At 66.9% G+C, this 23,394-nt stretch carries 21 protein-coding genes and 1 riboswitch; of the genes, 7 read left to right on the top strand and 14 right to left on the bottom strand.

The annotated features are described in order from the left end of the window. Positions 1-37: 37 nt before the first annotated feature. From MUG94_RS03485 to MUG94_RS03460, 6 genes are all read right to left on the bottom strand, one after another. Positions 38-1,204 (bottom strand): NAD(P)/FAD-dependent oxidoreductase, encoded by a 1,167-nt coding sequence (locus tag MUG94_RS03485; protein ID WP_227908418.1) that lies wholly within the window; start codon positions 1,202-1,204, stop codon positions 38-40. 6 nt (positions 1,205-1,210) lie between these two features. Continuing rightward, the gene (locus MUG94_RS03480) at positions 1,211-2,836 is read right to left on the bottom strand and encodes a GMC family oxidoreductase (protein ID WP_227908417.1); all 1,626 of its coding nucleotides are present in this window, start codon (positions 2,834-2,836) and stop codon (positions 1,211-1,213) included. After that, on the bottom strand, positions 2,833-3,459 hold the full coding sequence (locus MUG94_RS03475; protein WP_227908416.1) for a hypothetical protein: 627 nt from the start codon (positions 3,457-3,459) through the stop codon (positions 2,833-2,835). Before MUG94_RS03475 ends, MUG94_RS03480 begins: the two co-directional genes overlap by 4 nt. Then, positions 3,456-4,493, bottom strand: coding sequence for an NAD(P)-dependent alcohol dehydrogenase (locus tag MUG94_RS03470; protein WP_227908415.1), 1,038 nt, complete (start codon positions 4,491-4,493; stop codon positions 3,456-3,458). The genes MUG94_RS03475 and MUG94_RS03470 overlap by 4 nt, the downstream gene beginning before the upstream one ends. A 164-nt stretch (positions 4,494-4,657) precedes the next feature. Then, a complete protein-coding gene (locus MUG94_RS03465) occupies positions 4,658-5,623 on the bottom strand; it encodes a D-2-hydroxyacid dehydrogenase (protein WP_227908414.1) in 966 nt (321 codons plus the stop codon). 148 nt (positions 5,624-5,771) lie between these two features. Then, on the bottom strand, positions 5,772-5,996 hold the full coding sequence (locus MUG94_RS03460; RefSeq protein ID WP_227908413.1) for a hypothetical protein: 225 nt from the start codon (positions 5,994-5,996) through the stop codon (positions 5,772-5,774). Between the two features lie 210 nt (positions 5,997-6,206). Here MUG94_RS03460 and MUG94_RS03455 point away from each other — a divergent pair, with 210 nt between their 5' ends. The 7 genes from MUG94_RS03455 to MUG94_RS03425 all read left to right on the top strand — a co-directional run bounded on the left by MUG94_RS03455 (position 6,207) and on the right by MUG94_RS03425 (position 15,157). Then, a complete protein-coding gene (locus MUG94_RS03455; RefSeq protein WP_227908412.1) occupies positions 6,207-6,704 on the top strand; it encodes a hypothetical protein in 498 nt (165 codons plus the stop codon). 154 nt (positions 6,705-6,858) lie between these two features. After that, a riboswitch (SAM riboswitch) is annotated at positions 6,859-6,947 on the top strand. Positions 6,948-7,045: 98 nt separating this feature from the next. Continuing rightward, positions 7,046-8,701 carry an ABC transporter substrate-binding protein gene (locus tag MUG94_RS03450; protein ID WP_227908411.1) on the top strand — a complete coding sequence of 552 codons (1,656 nt, stop codon included), beginning with the start codon at positions 7,046-7,048 and terminating at the stop codon, positions 8,699-8,701. Positions 8,702-8,703: 2 nt separating this feature from the next. Next, positions 8,704-9,663 (top strand): ABC transporter permease, encoded by a 960-nt coding sequence (locus MUG94_RS03445; RefSeq protein WP_227908410.1) that lies wholly within the window; start codon positions 8,704-8,706, stop codon positions 9,661-9,663. A gap of 23 nt (positions 9,664-9,686) precedes the next feature. Next, positions 9,687-10,574 carry an ABC transporter permease gene (locus MUG94_RS03440; protein WP_227908409.1) on the top strand — a complete coding sequence of 296 codons (888 nt, stop codon included), beginning with the start codon at positions 9,687-9,689 and terminating at the stop codon, positions 10,572-10,574. A gap of 14 nt (positions 10,575-10,588) precedes the next feature. After that, complete coding sequence (locus tag MUG94_RS03435) at positions 10,589-12,397, top strand: ABC transporter ATP-binding protein (protein ID WP_227908408.1); 1,809 nt, start codon at positions 10,589-10,591, stop codon at positions 12,395-12,397. A gap of 67 nt (positions 12,398-12,464) precedes the next feature. Continuing rightward, positions 12,465-13,763, top strand: coding sequence for an acyl-CoA dehydrogenase family protein (locus MUG94_RS03430; RefSeq protein ID WP_227908407.1), 1,299 nt, complete (start codon positions 12,465-12,467; stop codon positions 13,761-13,763). Continuing rightward, positions 13,763-15,157, top strand: a complete 1,395-nt coding sequence (locus tag MUG94_RS03425; protein WP_227908406.1) for an LLM class flavin-dependent oxidoreductase — start codon at positions 13,763-13,765, stop codon at positions 15,155-15,157. The genes MUG94_RS03430 and MUG94_RS03425 overlap by 1 nt, the downstream gene beginning before the upstream one ends. Before the next feature lie 108 nt (positions 15,158-15,265). On the opposite strand, the gene MUG94_RS03420 is transcribed toward MUG94_RS03425, so the two are convergent. From MUG94_RS03420 to MUG94_RS03385, 8 genes are all read right to left on the bottom strand, one after another. Further along, a complete protein-coding gene (locus tag MUG94_RS03420; protein WP_227908405.1) occupies positions 15,266-16,474 on the bottom strand; it encodes an alpha-hydroxy acid oxidase in 1,209 nt (402 codons plus the stop codon). Between the two features lie 189 nt (positions 16,475-16,663). After that, a complete protein-coding gene (locus MUG94_RS03415) occupies positions 16,664-17,314 on the bottom strand; it encodes an Ltp family lipoprotein (protein WP_227908404.1) in 651 nt (216 codons plus the stop codon). Positions 17,315-17,756: 442 nt separating this feature from the next. Then, entirely contained in the window at positions 17,757-19,868 is a 2,112-nt protein-coding gene (locus MUG94_RS03410) for an FAD-dependent oxidoreductase (RefSeq protein WP_227908403.1), read from the bottom strand. 364 nt (positions 19,869-20,232) lie between these two features. Then, the gene (locus tag MUG94_RS03405) at positions 20,233-20,664 is read right to left on the bottom strand and encodes a hypothetical protein (RefSeq protein ID WP_227891693.1); all 432 of its coding nucleotides are present in this window, start codon (positions 20,662-20,664) and stop codon (positions 20,233-20,235) included. 5 nt (positions 20,665-20,669) lie between these two features. Further along, positions 20,670-21,251, bottom strand: a complete 582-nt coding sequence (locus MUG94_RS03400) for a hypothetical protein (RefSeq protein ID WP_227908402.1) — start codon at positions 21,249-21,251, stop codon at positions 20,670-20,672. After that, the gene (locus MUG94_RS03395; protein ID WP_227908401.1) at positions 21,202-22,197 is read right to left on the bottom strand and encodes a hypothetical protein; all 996 of its coding nucleotides are present in this window, start codon (positions 22,195-22,197) and stop codon (positions 21,202-21,204) included. The genes MUG94_RS03400 and MUG94_RS03395 overlap by 50 nt, the downstream gene beginning before the upstream one ends. After that, on the bottom strand, positions 22,194-22,691 hold the full coding sequence (locus MUG94_RS03390; RefSeq protein WP_227908400.1) for a hypothetical protein: 498 nt from the start codon (positions 22,689-22,691) through the stop codon (positions 22,194-22,196). Before MUG94_RS03390 ends, MUG94_RS03395 begins: the two co-directional genes overlap by 4 nt. Positions 22,692-22,792: 101 nt before the next feature. Further along, the gene (locus MUG94_RS03385) at positions 22,793-23,392 is read right to left on the bottom strand and encodes a phosphatase PAP2 family protein (RefSeq protein WP_227908399.1); all 600 of its coding nucleotides are present in this window, start codon (positions 23,390-23,392) and stop codon (positions 22,793-22,795) included. Positions 23,393-23,394: the final 2 nt, after the last annotated feature.

The raw sequence follows: 23,394 nt of genomic DNA, 5'->3' as shown, positions 1-23,394 counted from the left end.
GTTCCTCTTGAAAGCCGTTCACCGGCTGCGTAGTGTTTCAAAGTTGGCCGAAGAACCCGGCCTGTCCGGCCCGCACCGGAGCGTAGCATGCCATCCGCTCCGGCCGGAATGGACCAAGCATTGGATGCCGCCGTCCGGAGAGGATCTCGCGGGCCAGCAGCTCACCGGCAATCAACCCGAGAGTCGCTCCGGAATGGGTAAACGCCACGTAGCATCCGGGCATCCCCGTCAGCTCCCCCAGCACGGGCCGGCCGTCGCCGGGCACCGGCTTCAACCCGATCCGCCAGCTCTGTGCCACCAGCCGCGGGTGGCCGGCAAGCAGAGCCGAGGCCTCGTCCACCAGGTCCAGCACCACCTGCGGATCCACCGACCAGCCGCCGTCGTCGTTGGGTGTGATCTGATCCAGATACCAGGTGGAATCCATCGCAAGCCGGGAGCCCGGATGCGGCCGCACGGATACCCGCGGGGTGTTCAGCACCGCCCTGAGGCTGTGTGCCTTGGGCTCGGTCACCACCAGCATGGCCAGATCCGATCCGTCCTGCAGCTGTACCCCCAGCCCATCAAGGAGGGCGGGAGTGCCGGCGCCGGCGGCCACCAGCACCGCGTCAGCCGGATGCACTTCCCCGGATTCAGTGCGGAGCCCGACGGCGGCGCCTCCTTCCACGATCACGGAGGCCGGTCCCGCTGCGGTGACCAGGGTTCCGCCGAGCAGCGCGAATTCTGCCAGCAGGTGCCGGATGAGGTGTGGCAGGCTCACCCAGCCTTCGCCGGGATTGAACAGCACTTCGGCCGGCAGCGCCGCCGGGTCCAGGCCGGGGGCCACGCCGGCCACGCCGCTCGCCGGAACCAGCCGTGCGTCATATCCGCGGTCCCGCTGCGCCTCGCACCTGTCCGCGAGCGCGCCGCCGTCCCAGTACACGCCGCCGTCGAACCGGAGCCAGTCGAGGTCGGGGTTCTCCGCCAGCAGGGTCCGGTAACGGTCCATGCCGGCCAGCCGCAGCCGGTGATACTCCGGCGGATAGCCGCCGCCGGAGTTCAACCACGAAAGGGAGCGACCCGATGCCCCGCTGGCAGGATGCGCATCCGTCACCAGGGTGACGGACGCGCCGCCGCGCAGCAGCTGCACCGCCGTGGACACCCCCAGGATCCCGGCGCCGAGCACGGCGATCTGCGGCCCGTTCCCGTCGCTCCCGCCCGAACTCACGGCATCTCAGATCTCGCCCAGGGCCATCTGCGCCGACAGGTACTCCGCCTGCCGGATCGCCAGCGCCACAATGGTCAGCGTGGGGTTCGCTGCCGCGCCGGTGGTGAACTGCGAGCCGTCGGAAATGAACAGGTTCGGCACGTCATGCGTCTGCCCGAACCCGTTGCACACCCCGTCCTCCGGGCGCAGGCTCATCCGCGCCGTGCCCATGTTGTGGGTGGAGGGATACGGCGGGGTCCGCACCGCCGACGTCGCGCCCACCGCCTCGTACAGCGCGGCGCCCTGCCCGTAGCCGTGTTCGCGCATGGCAACGTCGTTGGGATGGTCATCGAAGTGCACGTTGGGCACCGGCAGCCCCAGCGGGTCGGTGACCGTGGTGTTCAGCGTGACCCGGTTGGTTTCCTGCGGCATGTCCTCCCCCACAATCCACATGCCGGCGGTGCGCCGGTAGCCGTCCAGGATGGAGGCGAAGCCCGGTCCCCACGCCCCGGGGTCCACGAAGGACGCCAGAAATGCCGGACCGAGCGAAATGGTTTCCATGTAGTAGCCGCCGGCGAACCCGCGGTCCGGGTCATGCCGGGACTCGTCCGCGATCAGACCTGCCATGGTCTCGCCGCGGTACATGTGCACCGGCGCCTCGAACTGGGCGTACACCGAACCGGTGGTGTGGCGCATGTAGTTCCGCCCCACCTGGCCCGAGGAATTCGCCAGCCCGTCGGGAAACAGCGGCGAGCCCGAGAGCAGCAGCAGCCGCGGCGTCTCGATCGCGTTGCCCGCCACCGCCACCACCCGCGCCTTTTGATGATGCAGCTGCCCGTCGCCGTCGGCGTACACCACCCCGTCCACCCGGCCCTCGGGGGTGGAGGTGATCTGCACGGCCTGGCTGTCCGGGCGCAGGTCCAGCCGTCCGGTCTTCAAGGATTTGGGAATCTCGGACACCAGCGTGGACCATTTGGCGCCGGACTTGTCGCCCTGGAAGTTGAAGCCGTCCTGCACCGAGGCCGGCCGTCCGTCGTAGGGTTCGGCGTTGGTGGCGTAGGGGCCGGTGGCAAAGTGGCGGTAGCCCAGCTTTTCGGCACCGTTGGCGAACACCTTGTAGTTGTTGTTCGCCGGCAGCGCCGGCCTGCCGTGCACATGGGTGGAACCCATCTTCCGCTCGGCGCGGTCGTAGTAGGGTTCCAGGTCCTCCAGGGTGAGCGGCCAGTCCAGCAGGTTCGCGCCGTCGATCCGCCCATACGTGGTGCGTGCGGTGAACTCGTGCGCCTTGAACCGCGGCGTGGCTCCGGACCAGTGCGTGGTGGAGCCGCCCACGGCCTTGACGATCCAGGCGGGCAGGTTCGGAAAGTCGCGGGCGATGCGCCAGGTCCCGGAGGTGGTGCGCGGATCCAGCCAGGCCATCTGGTTGAACGCTTCCCACTCGTTGTTCACGTAGTCCGAGTTGGTCAGGAACGGTCCGGCTTCGAGCAGCACCACCTTCACGCCCTTTTCCACCAATTCGTGGGCAAGCGTGCCGCCGCCGGCTCCGGAACCAATGACGACGACGACGGACTCGTCGTCGAGCTCAAAGTGCGCCGACTCCGCCAGCGGATCCCTGCTCCCCGTGGGAGAGAAACTGCTGATATCTTCGCTCATTTGCTTCCTCCACCTCGCTGCTGGGATGCCTGGGCTCCGGTGCCCGATTCCGGAGCCGGCCCTGCCGCTCTGGCGGCCGCCGAGCCTGCCGCGGCGTCTGTTTCAGGTTGGCGGGGCTGGCCTGGCTGAAGGACCGGATACGGCAGCGGTCCGGTGTCCGGAACGGAACCAACCAGCGCTTCGATCCGCGGCGTGGGCAGCCAGTCCAGGTCGGCGAACCCGCGGTGCAGGTAGCCGCCCTTGTCGAAGGAAGGTCCTTCGTAGCCGAGCACTTCCCAGACCTGCGGATCGTCGTAAAGATTCAGCACAGTGGTGCGGCGGATGAAGCCGAAGAACTCCAGGTCGGCTACCCGGCGCAGCACGGCGAGCGCCCGCTCATCGGACAGTTCCAGGAAGGGTTCCTCCGACTGGGCTCCCAGCGCAATGAGCCCCTGGGTCAGGACCACCCGGAACCAGGTGGATGCGTCGGCTTCGGTGACAATCCGGCTGGTCATCCGCTCGTAGGCTTCGTCGGGGAAGTCCGGATGCGGAAAGGCCGTTTTGATGATGCGCTTCAGGATGGCGCGGGCCTCGGGCGTGAGGGTGGTTTCGTTCAGGGTGGGATATTTGGCCGGATACGTCATGGGGTTCTTCCTCCTGCTGGCGGGATGAGGATGCCGCGGCCGGTGAGTTTGCCGGCGTCGAGGTCGTGGATGGCCTGGAGAGCGTCGTCGAGGTCGTAGGCGGTGGTGTGCAGGGTGATGTCGCGCTGGGCCGTGAGGGTCATGAGTTCCACCAGGTCCTGATAGGTGCCCACCAGGTTGCCCACCACGGAGATTTCCCGGGAGATCAGCTCGATGGTGGGAATCCGCACTTCTCCGCCGTACCCGATGGCGTAGTAGCTGCCCCGGTTGCGGAGCGTCTCCAGGCCCTGTGCCTCCGTGCCGTGCTCCCCCACGAAGTCGAAGACCACATGGGCTCCGCCGTCGGTGGCTTCTAGCACGGCGGCGGTGTCCGGGCTGCGCAGCACCGTGTCCGCGCCCAGGGATGATGCCAGTTCCAGGGCCGCTTCGGAGGTGTCGATCACGGTGATGGCCGCGGCGGTGAGCGCTTTGAGTGACTGCACGCCGATGTGTCCCAGCCCGCCGGCGCCGATCACCACGGCGTGGGTTCCCGGATACAGCAGCGGTGCTGCCTTGCGGACCGCGTGGTAGGCGGTCAGGCCGGCGTCGGCCAGCGCCGCGATGTCCGCCGGCTGCAGCGCGGGATCGAGCTTCACCACGGCGCGGGCATTGGTTTTCAGCTGCTCGGCCATGCCGCCGTCGGTGTTCAGTCCGGGAAACAGGGCGTTCTCGCAGTGCGAGTCCTGTCCTTCCCGGCACGCGGAACACAGTCCGCAGGTCACCAGCGGATGCATGATGACCGTGTCCCCGGGTGCCACATTGGAAACGGCCGAACCCACCTCCCGCACCCAGCCGGCGTTTTCATGGCCCAGAGTGTAGGGCAGCTGCGGGTGCTGGATCGCGTCCCACTGGCCCTCGATGATGTGCAGGTCGGTGCGGCACAGCCCTGCTGCTCCAACGTCCACAATCACGTCCCACGGACCTGTGATCTTCGGCTCCGGCACCTCGTCAATGTGTGGATCCTCGCCGTAGCGGTGCAGCCGGACAGCTTTCACGCAGCACTTCCTTCTCCATTGAATTCGGTCAGCTGAATTCACCGGCAGGATTCGGTGACGGAGATTCTTCTCAGGGAATCCGTCCGGCAGTGCGTCCCAGTCTTGTCCGGAGCGGGTGCAGGGTCAACGGGTAACGGGATTTGTCCGGCGGACCCGCGTCCGGCCTACGAGGCGACGAACCCCAGCTCCTTGTCCACGACGTTCATCAGCGGACGGCCGGCTTTCCACGCGGCGAGGTTGTCCGCGAACTGCTCCGCCAGCGCCGGCAGCTGCTTTCGTGCATCTCCGGAGAGGTGCGGGGTGATCAGCACGTTGTCCAGCTCCCACAGCCCGCTGTTGCCGGGCAGCGGCTCGGTCTCGAAGACATCCAGCGCAGCCCCCGCCAGGGTCCCGTTGCGCAGCGCCTCCTCCAGCGCTGTCTCCTCCGCCAACGCTCCGCGGCCCACGTTGACGAGGACCGCCGTCGGCTTCATCGCCGCCAGCACCCCGCGGCCGAGCATTCCCCGGGTTGCCGACGTCAGCGGCGCCGCCAGAACCACGTAATCAAAGGTCCCGACGACGGCGGCGAAGTCGGCGCTGGCATGGATGGTTCCGAAATCCGGGTCACCGGTGCGGGCGGTGCGTCCAAGTCCCTGCACCCGCATCCCGACTGCGGTCAGCAGGCGTGCGGTGCAGCGGCCGATGCTGCCGGTGCCGGCCACCAGCACCGAGGCGCCGGCCAGGTCGGTGGTGGCGTACCGGCGCCACTGCTTCTGCTGCCGCTGAGCCGCAGCCCGGCCGAAGTCCTTGGCGAAGTGCAGCATCGCACCCAGTACGTGTTCGGCCATGGGACGGTCGAAGAGTCCCCGCGCGTTGGTGAGCACAACGTCGGAGGCCACCAGCTCGGGGAACAGCAGCTTCTCCACTCCGGCAGCGGGAACATGGATCCATTGCAGCGATCCGGCGGCCGGCCACGCCTGCCGGACGCCGTCGGCGAAGAAGTCCCAGAGGTAGAGAATGTCCGCTCCGGCCAGGGCTTCCGGCAGCCCTGCAGCGTCGGTGACCCGAACCTCGGCCTGCCGTTCAAGCGCGGCTAGTCCTTCCACGGGTTGGGCGCCGGCCAGGACTGCGATGACGGGTTGAGGCTGCATGGATCCACCCTACGGCCTACGGCCAAGAGCAGATCGGCCCGGCCATACGGGCAGCGGACACGCAGGAACCGGCCGGTTCCACGGTGAGTTCCTGATCCGTCCCGGGGCTCACCGGATTCTTCAGTTCCTCGTGAGCAGCCGCAGAGGATTAAGATCCGAGCCTCACGGTTCGGAATGCGACCAGTTGAAAGCCGCCAATCCGCAGCGAGAATATTGGCCAGTCCACCTTCGGGCTGATGCGCTGATCCGCCGTATCCGCAGCTTCCTGCTCCCGTGCCATACGCTGGCACTCTTTGCGCTGCCGCTGTCGGGCCGCATCCGCCAAACGCTCCCGGTGCACCGCTTTGGCCAGTTCGATTTCCATCAGGCCCATAGTTCTCGCCTCCTTGGCCCGTAATAGTTCACGCTAGGCCTGCCGGAACGGCACAGCGCAGGGTATTGCGGACAGGTTCGGTCCCCTGCTTTCAAGACCGGCTTGACGGCCGGCGAATTTCCTTTGTGCACCTCGGGAACCCGCCCCAACGCTGGCCCGGGTTAAGGGCCCGAAGGTACCGTCGAAGAACGCACCGTCCGGAGGTCCTGCATGGAATGGCTGGCATTCACCGCGCCCATCCTCGGCCTCATAGTGGGCATGGGAGCGGGCTGGAGCACCCGCGCGGGCATCGACCGCCGCGAGGAGTCGGCGGCCCTGAATGCGCTGATCATGGACCTGCACCTGAAGCGGTCGCTGGCAGCCATCGAACCCCGCGTCGTCGATGGATCCGACGGCGAGGCCCGGCTGCGCGGCACGGTGCTGGACGCCCGTGACCGAATTATGGAAACCCTCACCTACATGCGCGGGGGCTCAGCCAACACCGGAGTACTCCTGCGGATGGCAGCGGCCTGCACCCTCTATCTGCGCCGGGCCAGCCGGGAGCCGGAGCGCTACCAGTTCGCGCTGATGGAGCTGCGCGACACCCTGGACGAGGGCGTGCGCCTGCTCAGCGACGGGCGGCGCCGGGTGCGCGGCCTGCCGCCGGGTGAGCGGTCGACGGCGAAACCCGGCCGGCCGCCGTCGCGCCGGCCCGTCCGCCGTCGTTAGTGATCCCGTTGGTGACGCCCTTTATGACAACGGGAATGTCAGACGCGTCATAAAACAACACCTGCCGGCGTTTACGGAAATGCCGCGTCATTGTCTTGCCCCGGTCTGCGTTTCTCAGCTTCCATGGTCCTGTCCGCCTTTCCGGTACGGACACTAACCATCCAGAGCGGCTGAGAGACCTGGCTCGTTGACGCCGCAGCAACCACCCTTCGGGGCCGGTGCTCATGCCAGGACCGATGGACTCACTTCCGGCGTTGGTCCGTCACTGCAGAGTCCTTCTCAGTGACGCCTCCAGCGTGCGTGAACGCAGTGTTCCCCGGTGTTGACTGAGAGGACTCTTCATGCCTGCCCACCCATCCCCTTCCCGTACCCGCCGCTCCCCCGCTGCCCCGCGCCTCGCCGCGCTGCTGGCTGCTGCTGCACTCGCCTTGGGCGGCTGCGGATCCGGTCCGGAAACCGCAGCTGCCAACTCGCCGGCCGGTACCGGGGAACCCGTTTCCGGCGGCACCCTGGTCTATGCGGAGGTCACCCCCATCAACAACTGGCAGACGCAGGCTGCCCGGTTCTACGAAAAAGCCAACGTGCTCAACAGCGTCCTGGACCGCCTGACCTACTTTGATCCGGAGAAGGGGGAACTGGTGCCGTGGATTGCCTCCGCGTTCTCCGCCAACGCCGACAGCACGGAGTTCACTTTCACCATCCGCCCCGACGTCAGTTTCAGCGACGGATCTCCGCTCGACGCTGCGGCGGTGAAGGCCAACCTGGACAGTTTTGGCCTGGGCGTTCCCGCCGCGCAGATCCAGCCGAACGTGGACTTCGCCCGCTACAAGACCGCCGAAGTGATCGGAGCCGACCAGGTGAAGGTAACCCTGGAGGCCCCGAACTCCAACTTCCTGCGCGCCACCTCCTCCGTCACCGCCGGCCTCGTCTCCCCTGCCACCCTGCAGAAGGATGCTGCCGGACAGTCCGCCATCTCCTCCATTTCCGGTTCCGGACCCTTTGTCTATGAATCGGAAAAGCCCGACGAGGAAGTCGTGCTCGTGAAGCGGGACGGCTATGCCTGGGCTCCGGACGGAGCGGACAACCCGGGCGAGGCGCACCTGGACAGCGTGGTCATCAAGTACCTGCCCGAGGTCGCGCACCGCGCCGGCGCCGTGCAGTCCGGGCAGGTGGATCTGGTGCGCGGCCTGCAGCCGGTGGACGAGGCGGCGCTGGCGGCCAGCGGCAACCAGGTGCTGGCGGCCGACGGCGTGGACCTCACCGTCAACATGGCAGCCGTGCGCACCGGCAGCGGAAAACTGGGCGATCCCACCGTGCGGCAGGCCCTGCAGGTTGGCATCGACCGGCAGAGCATCAAGGACACCGTGCTTTCCGAGAGCTACACCCTGGCCGCGTCGGTCCTGAACCACCAGGCCCCCGGCTTCGTGGATCTGAGCACGGATCTGGCCTACGACCCGGAGAAGGCACGGCAACTGCTGGACGACGCCGGCTGGAAGGAAGGCAGCGACGGTATCCGGGAAAAGGACGGGGAGAAGCTTGAAATCACGGTCACCAGCTCCAACAACTCGGTGGTCATCAAGCCGGCCTTCGAACTGATCGAACAGCAGTGGCGGCAGATCGGCGTAAAACTGAACAACCGGGCCGGCGACAACACGTTCCTCACCACCGCCATGCCCGATCCGAACGTCGAGTTCTTCGGCACCCGCCAGTTCATCTACGGCGGACTCGGGCCCATCTTCGAACCGGCCAACAACACCATGACCCACACCTCTGACCCGGAGCTGAATGCCCTGTTCGCCGCCGAGCGCGCCGCAGCCCCGGGCCCGGAACGGGACGAGGTCCTGGCGGCCGAGCAGCAGGCGCTCGTAGTGGACAAGGCCTTTTCCCTGGTCCTCTGGGATGAAGTCCAGGTCTACGGCGCGCACCGCAACACGCACATCGAGTTCACCTCCGGCACCGCTCCCATCTTCCAGGGCGCCTGGAAAGTGGACGGCTAACCGTGGCCCGCTACCTCGTGCACCGGATCGGGCAGGCACTGCTGGTGGTCTGGCTCGCGTACACCCTGATTTTCCTCGCCGTGCAGCTGCTGCCCAGCGATCCGGTCACTATCTTCCTGACCTCCGACTCCGCGGTGGACCAGGCCGCGATCGACACCATGAAACGCCAATACGGCTACGACCAGCCGCTGCTCATCCAGTACCTCCAGCAGCTGGCCGCCCTGCTGCGCGGCGACGTCGGCTACTCCCTGACCTCGGGCGAGCCGGTGACCGAGCGCATCGGCGGCGCCATCGGTTCCACCCTGGCGCTGGCCGGCTCGGCGCTGGTGACCGCCGCCGTCATCGCCCTGGCCGTGGTCGCGGCGGCCGCCCTGGCACCGTCGCCGGTGCTGCGCCGGGCACTGGCGAACCTGCCGCCGCTGTTCTCCGCCGTGCCGGTGTTCTGGCTCGGGCTTGTGCTGCTGGAACTGCTCTCCATCCGGCTGGGGTTGCTTTCGCTGTTCCCCGACGGGTCCTTCCTCTCCCTCGCCGTGCCGGTCCTCGTACTGGCCGTCCACGTCTCGGCGCCCATGGCGCAGGTGCTGCTCAAGAGCGTGGAGCAGGTCTACCGGCAGCCGTTCATTGATGTGCTCCGGGCGAAGGGCGCCTCTCCGGCCTGGATTTTCTACCGGCACGTACTGAAGAACGCGGCCGGTCCCGCCATGACCATTCTGGGCATCACCGTGGGCACGCTTTTTGCCGGTTCGGTGATCACGGAGACCGTGTTTGCGCGCGCAGGCCTGGGCTCGGTGGTCCTGCAGGCAGTCACCACCCAGGACGTCCCCCTGGTCCAGGGCCTGGTGCTGCTGACGGCCACGGTGTTTGTGGCGGTCAACCTCCTCGTGGATCTGCTGCACCCGCTGCTGGATCCGCGCATCCTCAAAGACTCCCGGCAGGGTTCAGCCCCCGCCCTGGTCTCCTGACACCGCTTCCCCAAGGACTCCCGATGACCCTTCTTTCCCCTTCCGCAGCACCGGGCGACGTTGCGCCCGGCCCGGCAGACCCGCCCGCCGCACCGGCACGACGACGACGGCGGCCGGGAGTGCGCCCCGCCCTCGCCCTGTCCCTGCTGCCGGTGCTCCTGATCGCCACCTGGGCGCTCTTTCCCGGACTCTTCACCGGACAGGATCCGATCAGCGGCATCCCGCAGGAAAAGTTCCAGGCGCCCACGGCCGAGCACTGGTTCGGCACCGACCACCTGGGCCGGGACGTGTTTGCCCGCGTGGTGCACGGGACCTCGCAGACGTTCCTGACCGCCGGGCTGGCCGTGCTGATCGGGCTGGTGGCCGGCACCGGAATCGGTGTTCTCGCCGCCACCGGCGGACGCGCCGCCGACGCGGTCACCATGCGCCTGGTCGATGTCCTGCTCGCGGTTCCCGGCTTCCTGATCGCGCTGATCATCGTCACCGCGTCCGCACCGGGGCCCGTGTCCCTTGGCCTGGGGGTGGGCATCGCCGCCATCGCCTCCTTTGCCCGGGTGGTCCGGGCCGAAGTGCTGCGGGTGCGGAACCTGGAATTCGTGGAGGCGGCCTTCCTCACCGGCGGCACCTACTGGACCGTGCTGCGCAGGCACCTGCTGCCCAACGCCGCCGGCCCGGTGCTGTCCCTCGTCGCCGTGGATCTGGGCGCTGCCATCCTCGTGGTGTCCTCGCTGGGCTTCCTGGGCTTCGGCGCGCCCCCGCCCGAACCCGAGTGGGGGCTGCTGATCGCCGAGGGCCGCCAGTATCTGGGCACCGCCTGGTGGATGACCACCCTGCCCGGCCTCGTCATCGTTGCCGCCGTGGTACTGCTGGCCGCCCTCGGCCGGCAGCTGCTTCAGAGCTTCCGGTTCTGAGAAAGGAACCCCGCATGAACTCCTCCACAGCTTCGTCCCCCAGTTCGTCCCCCGCTCCCTCCCCCTCCGGCTCCCCTGCCGGTTCCCCCGCTCAGACCCCTGCTGACACCCCTGCGCGGCCCCTGCTCTCGGTGCGCGGTCTGACCGTCGAGTACGGCCGCCACCCTGCCCGCTCCGGCAACGCTTCCGCTCCGGCGGTCAGCGGCGTCGACCTCGAGGTGAACCGCGGCGAAGTGGTGGCGGTGGTCGGTGAATCCGGGTCCGGGAAATCCACCCTGGCCAAGGCGATCATCGGACTTCTGCCGGACACCGGCCGCATCACCGCCGGGAGCATCACCTTCGACGGACAGAATCTGGCCGGCCTGCCGGACCGCGGCTTCCGGCGGCTGCGCGGCCGCCGGATCGGCCTGGTGCCGCAGGATCCGGGAGCATCGCTGGACCCGGTGAAGACCATCGGGGCGCAGGTTGCCGAGATCTTCCGCCTGCACCCGGAGGCGGGCCCGCAGGGAAAGCGGCATACCCGGGCGGAGCTGCGCGGCGAGGTGCTTCGGCTGCTGGAACTGGTCGGCATTGACCGTCCCGAAGAACGCCTGCATCAGTATCCGCATGAGCTCTCCGGCGGCCTGAAGCAACGGGTCCTCATCGCGATCGCTTTCGCGCTCAAACCCGATCTGCTGATCGCGGATGAGCCCACGTCGGCCCTGGACGTGACGGTGCAGAGCCGCGTGCTGGAGGTCTTCGAGCGGCTCGCCCGCAGCTACGGAACCGCCGTCCTCTTCGTGACGCATGATCTGGCGGTGGCAACCGACCATGCCTCGCGCGTCGTCGTCATGAACGGAGGCCGCATCCGCGAAGACCGGCCGGTGCTGGACATCCTGGCCCGGCCCGAGGACCCGTACACAGCGCACTTGCTCGCCGGCGCCTCCCCCGGACACCGGTCAGACGATTCCCGGCCCCGGCCGCCGTCGTCGTCGGGCGTGCCCGCGCTGGAAGTCCGGAACCTGACCAAGGTCTTCTCCCGCACCGGCACCGAACGCCGGGCGGTGGACGCAGTGTCCTTCGCCGTCCGCCCCGGCACCACCTTCGCTCTCGTCGGGGAATCCGGCTCCGGCAAATCCACCACTGCCCGGCTGATCCTGCGGCTGGCGGACCCCACCGGCGGCACCATCCGGATCGCCGGCGACGACGTCACCTCCACCGCCGGAAATGCGCGGCGGGAACTGTGGCGCAGCGTGCAGCTGGTCTACCAGAATCCGGACACCGCGCTGGATCCGCGGCTGAGCGTCGCGGACATCATCGGTGAACCGTTGCGCAACTACCGGATTGGGTCCAAGGCCGAGCAGAAGGCGCGGGTGACCGAGCTGCTGGAGCAGGTGAATCTGCCCGGCCGCCTGGGACGGAGCCGGCCGATGGAGCTGTCCGGCGGCCAGCGGCAGCGGGTGGCCATCGCCCGCGCGCTGGCGCCGGGTGCCCGGACGCTGGTCCTCGACGAGGCCCTGAGCGCCCTGGATGTCCTGACCCAGGCACAGGTCCTGGAGCTGCTGAAGTCGCTGCAGGAGGAGCTCGGCCTGTCCTATCTGTTCATTTCCCATGACCTGCATGTGGTGGAACAGGTCTCCGACGACGTCGGCGTCATGCACCGCGGGCAGCTGGTCGAAACCGGGCCCACCGCGGCCATCTTCGCCGATCCCGCCAGTGAATACACCCGGCGGCTCCTCGCCGCCAACCCCGGGCACCGGCTCCGGGACCTCGCCGCGTCCCGGGATCTGGCCCCTTCCCTGAGTCCTGCCCCGCCGCGAAATCTGGCCCCGTCCCGGACCTGAACAGCTTTCCTGTCCCGTAGCCCCTTTCACGCTCCTTCCACGTTCTCCCCTTTCCGAAAGGAATCCCATGACCAGCACCAGCAGCATCACCCTGAACCATCGAACCGCCACCGGCGAGGCCCGATACGCGAACCTCGCCGCCCATTTCCGTCCCGTCTTTGACCGCATCGCCGCCGGAGCCCTGGACCGTGAACAGTCCCGGACCCTGCCGTTCGAACAGGTGGGCTGGCTCAAAGACGCCGGCTTCACCGCACTGCGTGTGCCGGCCGAGCACGGCGGAGACCCGGTCAGCGCCGAACACCTCTTCCGGCTGCTGATTGAGCTGGCGGCGGCGGACTCCAACGTGGCGCACCTGCTGCGCTCCCACTTCGCCTTCGGCGAGACCGCCGCCCTGCAACCGGCCGCGTTCCGGGAGCTCTGGTTTCCGCGGATCCTGGCCGGGCAGATCTTCGGCAACGCCGCCACCGAACGCTCCGACAACGCCCTGGGCACCACCTCCACCACACTGCGGGAGGAGGACGGCCGCTGGCTGTTGAAGGGCGAAAAGTACTACACCACGGGCAGCATCTTCGCTGACTGGGTGGTCGTCATGGCCAGCACCGCCGGCGTGGAGGGCCGGCAGTACGCCGTCGTGCCCGCCGACGCCCCGCAGGTGCGCATCGTCGATGACTGGGACGGCTTCGGGCAGCCGCTCACCGGCACCGGCACCGCGGTGTTCAATGACGTGCCGGTGGAAGCCGGGAACATCCTGCAGCGCCAGGTCACCAGCACCCTGGAACCCGCGTTTTTCCAGTTGTTCCTGCTGGCCGTCCTCGCCGGCATCGGCCGGGCAGCCCTTCGCGACGCCACGGAACTGGTGCAGTCCCGCACCCGCACCTTTAACACCGGGTCCGGTGAGCTGTTCCGCAACGATCCGCTGATTCAGGAACACGTTGGTCTGCTCGCCGCCAAGGTCTACGCGGCCGAGGCCGTGGTCACCGCAGCAGCCCGCGACCTGGACGCCGCAGTTGATCCGGCCCTGGAGCTTTCCCCCGAGGAGGCATTCCTGCGCGCGGAACTGGCCGTGCAGCAGGCTCACGTGGCGGTTCCCGGCCTGGTCCTGGACGCCGCGAGCGCCCTCTTCGACGTCACGGGAGCCTCCGCGGTCAGCCGGGGCAGGGGCCTGGACCGGCACTGGCGCAACGCCCGCACTGTCGCCACCCACAACCCCAGTGCGTTCAAGGCCCGCTCCGTCGGCGACTACCTGGTCAACGGCACCATCCCCACCGGCCTGCACAGCATCGGCGACGCCCCGTCGCCCGCTGCCGCGGCGTCGTCGACCTCTCCCTCATCCGCTGCCCCTTCAACCTCCGGAGCGATTTCCTGATGGCAACCTTCACGCAACGCCCGCGGCTGCTGCTGAGCGCCTTCGCCATGAACACCACCAGCCACATCCTCGGGGGTTTGTGGCGGCATCCCGACGCGCAGCAGCACCGCTTCAACGAACTCGGGCTGTGGACCGATCTGGCGGCCCGGCTGGAGGCGGCGAAGTTTGACGCCCTGTTCCTGGCCGACGTCGTCGGGCTGTACGGCAATCACGACGGCGGCTGGGCCTCCCATGTGGAACGCGGCCTGCAGGTGCCGGCGAATGATCCGCTGGTGCTGCAGTCCGCGCTGGCCGCCCGGACCGAGCATCTGGGCCTGGCGCTGACCAGCTCCGTGGTGCAGGCGCATCCGTTCCAGTTCGCCCGGCAACTGTCCACGCTGGACCACCTCAGCAACGGGCGTGCGGCGTGGAACATTGTCACGTCCGTGCTGGAGAACGCGCACCGCAACTTTGGCGGCGACGGGCTGGCCGAGCATGACAGCCGCTACGACTGGGCCGACGAGTACCTTGAGGTTTGCTACAAACTCTGGGAGGGCTCCTGGGACGAGGGCGCTCTGCTGCAGGACAAGGCCGCCGGGATCCATGCCGATCCGGCGCGGGTGCACAAGATCCTGCACCGCGGCCCGCGCTACTCCGTGGACGGACCACACCTGTCCGCGCCCTCCCCGCAGGGCACGCCGGTACTGTTCCAGGCCGGCAGCTCCGGACGCGGCCAGCAGTTCGCCGCCGCCAACGCCGAAGCCGTGTTCATCTTTGCCCCGCACACCGCCTACGCGAAGAAAACCACCGACTCCGTCCGGGCGCTGGCCCGGAGCCTGGGCCGGCGCAACGAGGACATCAAGTTCTTTGCCGGCCTGTCCTTTGTAGTCGGCTCCACCGAGGCCGAAGTGAAGGCGAAACAGGCCGAGTTTGACGAGTATCTGGATCTGGACGCGATTGTCGCGCACATCGGCGGCGGCATCGGCGTCGACCTCGGCGGCCTGCCGCTGGACACCACGCTGGGCGACCTGCGGACCGACGGCGCCCGCGGAGTACTGGAGGCGCTGTTCGCCTCGGTGCCCGGCGGCAATCCGACCATTGCCGACGTCGCCCGCTACCGTGCCTACAACCAGCAGATCGCCGGGACTCCGGAACAGATCGCGGACCAGCTGGAGGTCTGGCAGGACGCCGGCGTGGACGGCATCAACATCATCAACCAGATCCTGCCGGGCTCCTACACAGACTTCATCGACGGGGTGCTGCCGGAGCTGCGGCGCCGCGGCCTTGCCCAGACCGAATACCGTCCCGGCACCCTGCGCCAGAAACTGTTCGACGGCGATGCCCGGCTGCCGCCGCGGCATCCCGGCGCGAAGTACCGCGGTGCGTTTTCGTCGGTGGAGCCAGTGGAGGTTTAGGCCTCCACTTTGGGAAATCCCTGCCGTTCCGCAGTGGCAGGGATTTCCCAAACCGGTCGATTTTTACCAAATCGGAGGGATTTGGGCGGCACCGGTCAGCGCCTGAGCCTAAACCCGCCGCACATGTTCCGGCGTCAGCTCCGCGAGGCTGGTGACGCCGAGCAGCTGCATCACGGTGGTCATCTCGGTACGCAGCAGCTCCAGGGTCCGCTCGGCGCCCTGCCGCCCGCCGGCCATCAGCCCGTACAAATAGGCGCGGCCGATCAGGGTGAAGTCGGCACCGGCGGCGATCGCGGCCACAATGTCGCCGCCGGACATGATGCCCGAGTCCAGGATGATCTCGGCATCGGGCCCGACGGCTGCGCGGATGGCGGGCAGGATCCGCAGCGGCACGGGAGCCCGGTCCAGCTGTCGGCCGCCGTGGTTGGAGACCACAATTGCGTCGGCGCCGCGGGCAAAGACCTCGACGGCGTCGGCCGGGTTCTGGATGCCCTTGACGATCAGTTTTCCCGGCCAGGTTTCGCGCAGCCAGCCCAGGTCCTCCATGTTCAGCGAAGGCTCGAACATGGAGTTCACTGTCTCGGCCAGTGACACCCGCTCCCCCTCGAAGTTCGCGAACCCCAGTGGTTTGGTGGTCAGGAAGTTGAACCACCACTCCGGCCGGTAGGAGGCGTCAAGGATGGTCTTCGGCGTCAGGGTGGGCGGCATGGTCATGCCGTTGCGGGTATCGCGGAGCCGGGCGCCGGCCACCGGGGTGTCCACGGTGACAATCAACGCGCCGTACCCGGCGGCCGCCGCACGGCTCACCAGTTCCCGGGACCGGCCGCGGTCCTTCCAGAGGTAGAGCTGGAACCACTTCGCGGCGTCGGGCACGGTCTCGGTGAGTTCCTCGATCGATGCCGTGCCCATGGTGGAGAGCGAGAACGGAATGCCGAAAGCGGCCGCTGCCTGCGCTCCCCCCACCTCGCCCTCGGAATGCATCAGCCGGGTCAGCCCGGTGGGTCCAATGCCCACCGGCATCGCGGCCTCGGTGCCGGCGATTTTGGTGCTCAGGTCCACGCTCGTGACGTCGCGCAGCACGTTCGGCACGAATTCGACGTCGTCGAACGCCGCGCGGTTGCGGTTCAGGGAGTGTTCGCCGAACGACCCGCCGTCCACATAGTCGAAGGCCGCCGTCGGAATCCGCCGCTTGGCAACGTCCCGCAGTTCCCAGACGTTCGTCGCCTTCGCCAGCCGCGCCCGCCGGCGGTCGAGGTCAAAGGGCTTGAACTGGACGAGGTTGCGGAGCTCGGAATACTGGGGAATTCGGCGTTTCATGGCTGCTTTCTGGCTCGGTGTGACGCCAGTCTAGGACGGCCGGGACGCCGGGCAGCAGTGGGAAACCGTTCGTTACGCACCATCCTTAAGCTTGGAGGCGCAGAAAGGGCGGGCGGCCGATTCCGAAGAACCAGCCACCCGCCCCCGTAGCGGTACAGGCCACTCCTGTTAGGTGTAGGTGCGCGATGGCTACCGCAGATTCGCTACCGCGTATTCCGCCTCTGCAGGGGTGAACTGCTCGCCGTATTCGCTGGTGAGCTGGTCGTAGACCTCTGCTGGGGACATCGCCATCGTCTCCACATAGCTCTCAGCCTTGGCAAGGGCGTTGGCGTTCCAGTCGGCGTCCACGTTATCGACGGCGTACTGGGCGGCTTCAGGGGTGAACTGCTCGCCATACTCGCTGGTGAGCTGGTCGTACAGGCCTGCCTTGCTCATGTGCATGTGGTCGGAGTAGGACTGGGCCTTCCGGAGCGCGGACTTGTACTCGGTCGGGACCTCAGGTTCTGCGGCCTCGGTCTCAGCCGGTTCAACGGCCCCCGTCTCAGCAGGTTCTGCGGCCTCGGTCTCAGCCGGTTCAACGGCCCCGGTCTCGGCCGGTTCAGCGGGCTCGGTTGCCTCCTCAGCGGCAATGTCTTCCTTGACCTGTTCCTTAAGGGCCTTACTCTCGTCAATTAAAGCCTGGGTCTCCTCGGACACCTCAGGGGTAGCGGGCGCGGTGGCCTCGGCGGTGACGTCGGGAGTGGGGTCAGGAGCCGGGGCATCCTCGCCGCCTGCTGCAGCGGCTCCACCGATGATGACGACAGAGGCGACGGTGGCGGCAATCTTCCTGTTGATCTTCATGGTGGTGCGTTCCTTTCCGAGTGAGTCTGGTCGAGGCCCCGCCGCGGTGACGGGGCCGGGGTGTCTTAGCGGGGGAACGTCTCGCTAAGACAAGAGTCAGAAAACGGTTCGAAAGTGGTGGATTTAGTTCTTGTTCCTATGTACCTCCCTGCAGAATTGGCCCCCGGCCCGCCTCCGCCAGCAGGCTTTCGGACCTTCGTGAGAAGCATCATTGCCGGTTTGGTCCGCGGAAGGGCCCCTCGCTTCCCGCAGGTGAATCGACCACCCGCGAGGGGTTGGGCCGTGTCCCGGCGATGATGCCTTGCTTTACCAAGTGGAAGGGTCTCCTGCCACGGCAATGACACCGAGCAGGACAAGTCAGGACCAAAAAGAGAGTCGGAACCCAAATGGAAAGGGAGGCCCGGTCCGAATGAACCGAGCCTCCCCTCCAGACGGAACTCGTCTAAAGCTCGGTGCTGACCTTCCACGAGGAATGGATGGCGCCGTGGATGTAGTTCACGGCACCGGCGTCGCCAACGACGTCGCAGCTGATGCCCGCCGCGCGCAGCTCGTCCGCGAGCGGGGCAGCCGACGTCGTGCCGTCCGCGTAAACCACCATGGAGGCGGGTGCGGTGAAGCTCTGCTCCCCCTCGGTCCACTCCACGGCCTTCTCCGTGATGCGCGTGATCTTCACGTTGCGGTGGATCCGCACGCCGTGGTCCTTGGAATCCTTCACCGCGGTCCAGCGGCGCGGCATGGCCAGCGGCAGCCCAAGCTGCTGCTTCTCGTGCAGCAGGGTCACGCTGCGGCCGCGCTCGGCGAGGAACTCGGCCAGCTCCAGGCCCACCAAGGACCCGCCGATGACCACAACGTCCTTGCCCATGGGGAGCCAGAACTTGGTGAACTGGCGGACAAACTCGGGGCTCTTGGTCACGCCGGAAAGGCGGCCGAGCTTGCCGAGCGTACTGAGCACCGCACCCGCTTCCTCCGCCGTTGCCGTGCCGAGCATCATCGCGCGCAGCGTGTCGCCGGTCTGCACATTCGGCAGATCGCCGCCCGGGAAGTCAGGCTTGGGGCGGACGGCGCCGGTTGCCACAATGACATGGTCCGGGTGCAGTTCACGGATGGTCTCAACGGTTGCCGGGGTGTTCAGCTTGACAGCAATGTTGAGCCGCTTGATCTCGGATTTGAACCAGCGCAGCAGGCGTTCGTTGTCCGGCGTCGTCATGGTGGAGAACCACATGGTGCCGCCCAGCCGGTCGGCCTTGTCCACGATGGTGACACGGTGGCCGCGTTCGGTCAGCACCCGTGCGGTTTCCATCCCCGCGGGACCGGCGCCGACGACGACGACGTGCTTGGTCATCGAGGCGGGCTTCAGCGGAAGCAGGGCCTCGTTGCCGAGGGCCGGATTGACCGCACAGAAGGGGGTGTCGTCGAAGAAGTTCTCCGCGACGCACAGGTAGCAGTTGATGCAGGGGCGGACCTGGTCGAATTTGCCGTCCCGGATCTTGTTCGGCAGCTCCGGATCGGCCAGCAGCTGGCGTCCCATGGCGGCGAAGTCGATCTGCCCGGCTGCCAGCGCCTTCTCGGCAACCTTCGGCAGCATCCGGCCGACGGCGATGACCGGCACCTTGACGTGCTTCTTGATCTCCGCGGCGTTGTCCAGGTAGGCGCCGACCTTGCTGGGCAGCGGGCCGTCGGTGAAGTTGTCGAACGGGTTCCGGCCCCAGCCGGTGACGTGGATGGCATCCGCGCCGGCCTGCTCAAACAGCTTGGAGGCTTCAACGGCCTCGGGCAGGGTCAGTCCGCCCTCCTGCCCGTATTCCTCACCGGCAACACGGACCAGGATGGCCAGCTTGTCGCCGACCCGTTCCTTCACCGCGCTGATGACTTCACACGCCAGACGGGCGCGGTTGGCCAGCGAGCCGCCGTATTCGTCGGTGCGCTTGTTGTCCCGCTGGTTCAGGAACACGCCGAGGATGTAGCCGTGGGCGGCGTGGATCTCGATCGCGTCGGCTCCGGCCTTGGCGATGCGTTCGGCGGCATCGGCCCAGGTGGAGACCAGCCAGGAAATGTCCTCAGCGGTCATCTCGCGGTAGGTGACCTGCTTGCCGGCGGTGGCCGCGCCCATCTTGCCAAGTTCGGTCGGGGTGCTGTCGGCCAGGGCGGACATGTCATAGCTGTAGTCCGGCTGGTTCGGGGCCAGCACCGGACGGTCGTTGGCGACGTCCACGCGGGCTACCTTGCCGTGGTGCGTGGACTGGATGCACAGCTTGCTGCCGGCGGCGTGGACGGCATCGGCCAGCGCCTTCAGACCTGGAATGAACTTGTCATCGGAGAGGCCCGGTTCCTTCATGGAAGCTGCGCCGTGCGGGAACGCAATGGCGCAGGCGCCGGTGATGATCAGGCCCGCGCCGCCGGCGGCACGTGCCACGTAGTGGTCGATCTCGGTCTGTTCGATCTCGCCGTGCTCGGAGACGTTCATGTCCATGGCGGGCAGAACGATGCGGTTGTGGGCTTCCATCGGACCGATGGTGCCCGGTGCCATCAGATGGGAAAAGGAATTGAGTTTCACTTTATGAATTCTACCTACAACGGCCGACGACGACCACGCGGGGCTGCCACCGCGGGCACCCCCGGTTCCACACCCGCCCCAAACGCAGCGAAGCCAGCGGAAAAATTCGCTGGCTTCGCATTCACGTCACGCTGACCCCCCACAGGCAGCGGATGTTCCACAATCAGTGGTCCACCGAGCCCTGCAGCTCGGATATACCGCTCATAAGCACAGGCGGAGACGGAGGTGACCCCCCAGTCAACCACCGTCTCCAACCTGCAGCCTTATGGTTTCAATCATGTTTCACACATGTGTGAAACATGATTGAAACCATAGCAGTGTGTCGATGGGCGGTCAAAGACTTTTACGGGAGGGTCCTCAAGAACTACTCGTCCTCATCCAGGATTTTCGCAATGGCGCGCAGTGCTTCCGGGTCGACAGGACCCAGGGCGCGGGCGGCGAAGTTGCGCACCTCGGCACGCCGCATGCTGCGGAGCAGTTCCAGCTCGGCCTCAACCCGCTCCGGCAGCTTTCCGCCCTCCTGCAGCAGATATTCCGGATCCACGTCGAAGACCGCGGCAATGGCACGCAGTGCCTCGTCCGGGACAACCTGCTCCTTGCCTGACTTCAACAGGGACCAACGGGTGCGGGAAAGGTAGTAGCCGGCTTTCTGCGCGCCGTCCCTGATGGCCTGGTAGTCATACGGCTTGCCTGAGTCGGACATGATGACATCCAAGAGGAGATTGATCTTTCGAGCGAGCGTCTCGGCGCGCCGGATGCCGGCGGCTCGTTCCGGGGAAAGACCAAAATCGTTCACTTAGTTCAGCTCCAAGTCATTGCTACGAGATAACAGCAGAAAGTTGACACTCCCAATGCCGCGCCTGACAACGCTTCCCGTCGGGTGTGTTCGCGCAGGACCACCCGGCTGAACATCATCAACGGCGATAGTACCAACAGCCACGCCCAGGCTCCCCCAGACATTGCCGTAACCCACAAAACTGCGAAGGTAATAACGGACACATGGGCTGAAACATCGAGCCAGCGGCGGAAGAACACCAGTCCTGCATTGCCGAGAAACAACGCCGCGACGGTGAGCGGGATCGGCGCCTCAAGGGGAATAATCCAGCAGATCACCGTGCCCACAAGCATCAGGACTGCCACAATGTTGGTCCGCCAGCTGTCCGGAAGGCCGCGGCGACGGAAAACGGGCTTGGCCCCTTTGTAGATCACTCCCGGAATACCGACGATGCCGGCCACCAGCAGGATCACTCCCGCCGGCCCCAGCCCCGCCTTGATCCCCGCCAGGAACACCAGGACGGTCAGGACCAGGGCGGGCGGCAGTATCTTGGAGCAGCTAGCCGCGAGGAGCAGCGGTACGCTGCGCCGGTGAACTGTTGTGCTCAATTCTCGTGCCTATCTCGTCGATGATTCGGGTTTCCTGCGGCGACAGCAGGCCGGGGTCCAGGACCCGGATATCGCCTATGAAGATGAACCAGCGGTACAGCTGGGCCTTGGACGCGCGGGCGTCGAGGACAATGTTGGCGGCCCCCATGGACCGGCGGCCTTCGGGCGTCTGCACCAGACGACCCATAACGGGCCGCAAGGCTGCAAGGTCCCTTGCGCATTCTGTCCGTGCCCGGAAGGTCTGCCGAATGCGTTCGTAGGACGGAAGGATGAAGCCCACCGCAAATCCCACAATCATCAGGGCGAGCAGAACATGGTATCCGGTGACCAGGGCGTTGTTGTCCCGGTCATTGACGCCTCCGATTTCCAGGCCGATCTGGATCATTTTTGTGGCTGCCGCCAGGACACCGGCCATGCAGCCGGCACACAGGATGTCGAAACCGATCCGGAAGGGACGCGATTCTCCCCGCCGGTTCCGGCGCAGGGTTTCCCAGCCCGTATAGCCGGTGATCATGCCGAACCAGGCAAAGAAGCTGGCCTGGTACAAAGCAACGGTCGGGGTGTCGCCGAAGGTGTCCGTGAAGCTGGCGGCGGATCCTTCGGTGTTCGAAACAAGCAGGAGCACAATCTGTGCCACCGCCAGCACCGACCCTATGCTGATCAGCACTTTGACGTGGTGTGAACGGCCGGTGACTCTCAGCAGCAGCCGGCTCAGCTCGGTCATGCCCAGTCCCATGAGCAGGTGCACCATCAGATTGAGCAGATTCCAACCGCCCAGGTACTGATCAACGGCCAGGTACACCGGGTCGATGTTCAGGGTTGCGCCCAGGGCCACCAGCGACACGGCAGGCAGGATGCCCGGCCGCCAGCCAAAGCAGAGCCCCAGCAGCCGGATCGCGACCATCGTCCAGAGCACGATGATCGGAAGGATCTGCAGCCACGTCACATGAACGTCCGCTCAAAGTCGCTGGGGCTTTCCCGCTCATGGGGCAGCAGCGCCAGGGAGAGCAGATAGGCAACGTGTTCCGCGGCCCGCTCGGTCTCGTTCCAGTCCAGGGACCGGGCCAGCATCCGCTTGATGCCCTTGCGGCTGCCAACGTGCTGGAAGACGGACGGCATGGACGTCTCCACACCGCCACAGCCCTGGTGGCGCAGGAGGATGTGCCCAAATTCGTGGCACGCAGCATGGGTGCGGTGCAGGCGATTGTCACCGGCGGGCAGCAGGATGATCGACTTCTTGTCCTTCTCGATCCACAGCCCCGTGACGGCTGGAATCACTGAATGGTCAATGTCCCGCAGCTCGATTGGCTTTCCGTGGGCTTTGGTGACAACGGCCAGCAATTCCTCGAAGGTCACGTGCCCGTCCAGTTTCAGGGCTGCCACCGCTGCTTTCGACGCCGCCTGCCCGCCGCCGTCGGACTTCCTAAAACGCACTGCCATCAATTCCCCATCGTTGTCTCGCGACATTATGCGCGCAGGTGAAGAGCCTGGACGTTAGGACTGTATCCCAAAAGGGGCGTGGGTCACCCACAAAGCTGGCGTCAGGGCAGCAGCAGTGCGGCGGCGAAGGCCACGCAGCCGGCCAGATGGCCCGCGAACACCTGCGTAGGGGTGTGGTCGCCGAGCTTCACCCGGGACCAACCCGTCGCTGATGCCAACATCACGGCCAGCGCCGGACCGAAGACCGGGATGGGGGCCAGCAGCGTCAGGCCGACGTAGGCGGCGACGGCGGAATGAACGGATAGTTTCCACACCAAGTTCGCCGCCATGCAAAGAACAAGGCCAATAAATACGCCGCCGATTTCGCCGAAGAGAACCGCCGGGGCTCCCAGGAAAAAAAGGATGAGGGCGCCGATACCAATCGACACCGCCGATGCCGCCAGGATCGGCGCCCGCTGCGAGCGCACTCCCACGTGGTGGTCGGTCACGGCGCCGCGCCGCTTCAGCCAAATAATCATCAGGAAGGGCAAGCCCACGGTGAATCCGGCCGCCACGATGCCCTGCACCCAGGTGACACCGGGACTGAGCAGGGGCTGCAGCAGCAGGAGGATCCCCACCAGGACGGCCGGGGCCGTCGTTTCGGTGACGATGCGCGCCACTGTGGACACGCCGGTGGCTGGAATCTGCTGCGTTTGAGACATCA

Source organism: Arthrobacter gengyunqii (assembly GCF_023022985.1).
GTDB classification, from domain to species: domain Bacteria; phylum Actinomycetota; class Actinomycetes; order Actinomycetales; family Micrococcaceae; genus Arthrobacter_B; species Arthrobacter_B gengyunqii.
This window is presented reverse-complemented; position numbering and strand designations above follow the sequence as displayed.

What these genes read in the sequence shown, in the direction of transcription:
- MUG94_RS03425 (WP_227908406.1), top strand. Translation starts at nt 13,763, where the DNA reads ATGGCAACCTTCACGCAACGCCCGCGGCTGCTGCTGAGCGCCTTCGCC.
- MUG94_RS03450 (WP_227908411.1), top strand. Translation starts at nt 7,046, where the DNA reads ATGCCTGCCCACCCATCCCCTTCCCGTACCCGCCGCTCCCCCGCTGCC.
- MUG94_RS03480 (WP_227908417.1), bottom strand. Translation starts at nt 2,836, where the DNA reads ATGAGCGAAGATATCAGCAGTTTCTCTCCCACGGGGAGCAGGGATCCG.
- MUG94_RS03460 (WP_227908413.1), bottom strand. Translation starts at nt 5,996, where the DNA reads ATGGGCCTGATGGAAATCGAACTGGCCAAAGCGGTGCACCGGGAGCGT.
- MUG94_RS03385 (WP_227908399.1), bottom strand. Translation starts at nt 23,392, where the DNA reads ATGTCTCAAACGCAGCAGATTCCAGCCACCGGCGTGTCCACAGTGGCG.
- MUG94_RS03465 (WP_227908414.1), bottom strand. Translation starts at nt 5,623, where the DNA reads ATGCAGCCTCAACCCGTCATCGCAGTCCTGGCCGGCGCCCAACCCGTG.
- MUG94_RS03430 (WP_227908407.1), top strand. Translation starts at nt 12,465, where the DNA reads ATGACCAGCACCAGCAGCATCACCCTGAACCATCGAACCGCCACCGGC.
- MUG94_RS03440 (WP_227908409.1), top strand. Translation starts at nt 9,687, where the DNA reads ATGACCCTTCTTTCCCCTTCCGCAGCACCGGGCGACGTTGCGCCCGGC.
- MUG94_RS03415 (WP_227908404.1), bottom strand. Translation starts at nt 17,314, where the DNA reads ATGAAGATCAACAGGAAGATTGCCGCCACCGTCGCCTCTGTCGTCATC.
- MUG94_RS03390 (WP_227908400.1), bottom strand. Translation starts at nt 22,691, where the DNA reads ATGGCAGTGCGTTTTAGGAAGTCCGACGGCGGCGGGCAGGCGGCGTCG.
- MUG94_RS03435 (WP_227908408.1), top strand. Translation starts at nt 10,589, where the DNA reads ATGAACTCCTCCACAGCTTCGTCCCCCAGTTCGTCCCCCGCTCCCTCC.
- MUG94_RS03420 (WP_227908405.1), bottom strand. Translation starts at nt 16,474, where the DNA reads ATGAAACGCCGAATTCCCCAGTATTCCGAGCTCCGCAACCTCGTCCAG.
- MUG94_RS03455 (WP_227908412.1), top strand. Translation starts at nt 6,207, where the DNA reads ATGGAATGGCTGGCATTCACCGCGCCCATCCTCGGCCTCATAGTGGGC.
- MUG94_RS03475 (WP_227908416.1), bottom strand. Translation starts at nt 3,459, where the DNA reads ATGACGTATCCGGCCAAATATCCCACCCTGAACGAAACCACCCTCACG.